2 protein-coding genes are annotated in these 1,962 nt (G+C 62.7%); both read left to right on the plus strand.

Features of this window, described 5'->3' with window-relative positions; genetic code table 11:
- Positions 1-686, plus strand: a 686-nt coding sequence (locus EOC06_RS36485; protein ID WP_164898975.1) for an NAD(P)/FAD-dependent oxidoreductase, incomplete at its 5' end; no start/stop codon positions are given.
- A 146-nt stretch (positions 687-832) separates the two neighbouring features.
- Positions 833-1,962 (plus strand): bifunctional 2',3'-cyclic-nucleotide 2'-phosphodiesterase/3'-nucleotidase (locus EOC06_RS36490; protein ID WP_128310062.1); only part of this gene is annotated, 1,130 nt, incomplete at its 3' end.

A 1,962-nucleotide genomic window follows, 5' to 3' on the forward strand; every position in this document is an offset into this window, starting at 1 on the left:
CGCGGCAGACGCGTGTGGTGCTGATCGAGGCCGGCGACCGCATCCTGGCCAATTTCGCACCGAAACTTTCCGACTATGCCAGCAAAGCGCTCGAGCGGCTCGGTGTGACGGTCGAGCTTGGCCGGGCCGTCACGCGCTGCGACGCCGAAGGTGTTGTGTTTGGCGATAAGCAACTGGCAGCCCGAACGATCCTGTGGGCAGCCGGCGTTGCCGCTTCGCCAGCCGCTGAATGGCTGGGAGCGAAGGCGGACCGCGCGGGCAGGGTGCTGGTCGAGCCCGATCTGACTGTATCTGGCAGCCCGGAGATTTTCGTCATCGGCGACGCCGCCCTTGTGCTGCGGCCCGATGGCCGGCCGGTGCCCGGCGTCGCGCCTTCCGCCAAGCAGGAGGGCCGACATGTTGCGGCCACCATCAAGGCCAGGCTCGGCGGCGACACGACCGCGCGTCCTTTCCACTACAGGCATGCCGGCGATCTCGCCACGATCGGCAAGCGCGCCGCGGTGATCGATTTCGGCTGGCTCAAGCTGACCGGCTGGGCGGCCTGGTGGCTGTGGGGAGTGGCGCACATCTATTTCCTGATCGGTTTTCGCAACCGGCTTGCGGTTTCGCTGAGCTGGCTATGGATCTACGCGACAGGCCAGCGCAGCGCGCGGCTGATCACCCAAGGCGACGACGACAAGGGCTGATTTCCTCACCCCGATCGTTCATCGGCACGTCATCCGTTGCTGATCGAGTGGCGGCTTCATGCGCGCGACTTGTTGAATGGACTTAAGCAGGTTTCAGAGCGAAGTTCGCTTCGGGGCAGGGCTTGTCAGTTGTCGAAGGAGAAAACATGTCGCAACTGCTCCATCCCATATCCCGCCGCGATCTCCTTGCGGGCGCCGCCGCAGGGGCACTGATTATGCTGCATCCGTTCTCCGCCCGCGCTCAAGGCAACCAGGCCCATCTCCGGATCATGGAGACCACCGACATCCATGTGAACGTGCTGCCTTACGATTACTACGCCGACAAAACGAACGACACGCTGGGCCTGTCGCGCACGGCGTCTCTCATCGATGCTGTGCGCAAGGAAGCCGTGAATTCGATGCTGATCGACAATGGCGACCTGCTGCAGGGCAATCCGATGGGCGACTACATCGCCTATGAGAAGGGGCTGAAGGACGGCGACCTGCATCCGATCATGAAAGGCATGAACCTGCTTGGCTACGAGTGCTCGACGCTGGGCAACCACGAGTTCAACTACGGCCTGTCGTTCCTGGATAAGGTGCTGGCCGGCGCCAATTTTCCCTTCGTCTGCGCCAATTTGATCCGCGGCACCGAGCTTGCCGCGAACCCGCGCGACGACAAGCTCTATCTCAAGCCCTATGTCATCCTCGACAAGAAGATCAAGGACGGTTCGGGCGCCGAGCAGCCGATCAGGGTCGGCATCATCGGCTTCGTGCCGCCGCAGATCATGGTCTGGGATCTCAAGAACCTCGAGGGCAACGTCAAGACGCGCGACATCGTCGAGGCGGCCAAGGCCTGGGTGCCGCAGATGAAGGAGGAGGGCGCCGACATCGTCATTGCGCTCTCGCATTCCGGCATCGACGTGAAGCAGGGCGACATGATGGAGAACGCCTCGTTCTTCGTCGCCGGCGTCGATGGCATCGATGCGGTGTTCACCGGCCACCAGCATCTGGTGTTCCCCGGCAAGAAGGATTTCCAGTCGCTCGACGGTGTCGATACGCAAAAGGGCACGCTGCAGGGCAAACCCGCCGTCATGGGCGGTTTCTGGGGCTCGCATATGGGGCTGATCGACCTGATGCTGGAGCGTGACGGGTCGAAATGGAAGGTCGTTTCAGCCACCTCCGAAGCGCGGCCGATCTTCGAACGCCTCGACAACAAGAACAAGCCGAATGTCCCGGACGACAAGCGCATCATCGCGGCCCTCGAACAGGACCACCAGGCGACGCTGGCCTATGT

The organism is Mesorhizobium sp. M7A.F.Ca.MR.362.00.0.0 (assembly GCF_004023175.1).
Classification (GTDB): domain Bacteria; phylum Pseudomonadota; class Alphaproteobacteria; order Rhizobiales; family Rhizobiaceae; genus Mesorhizobium.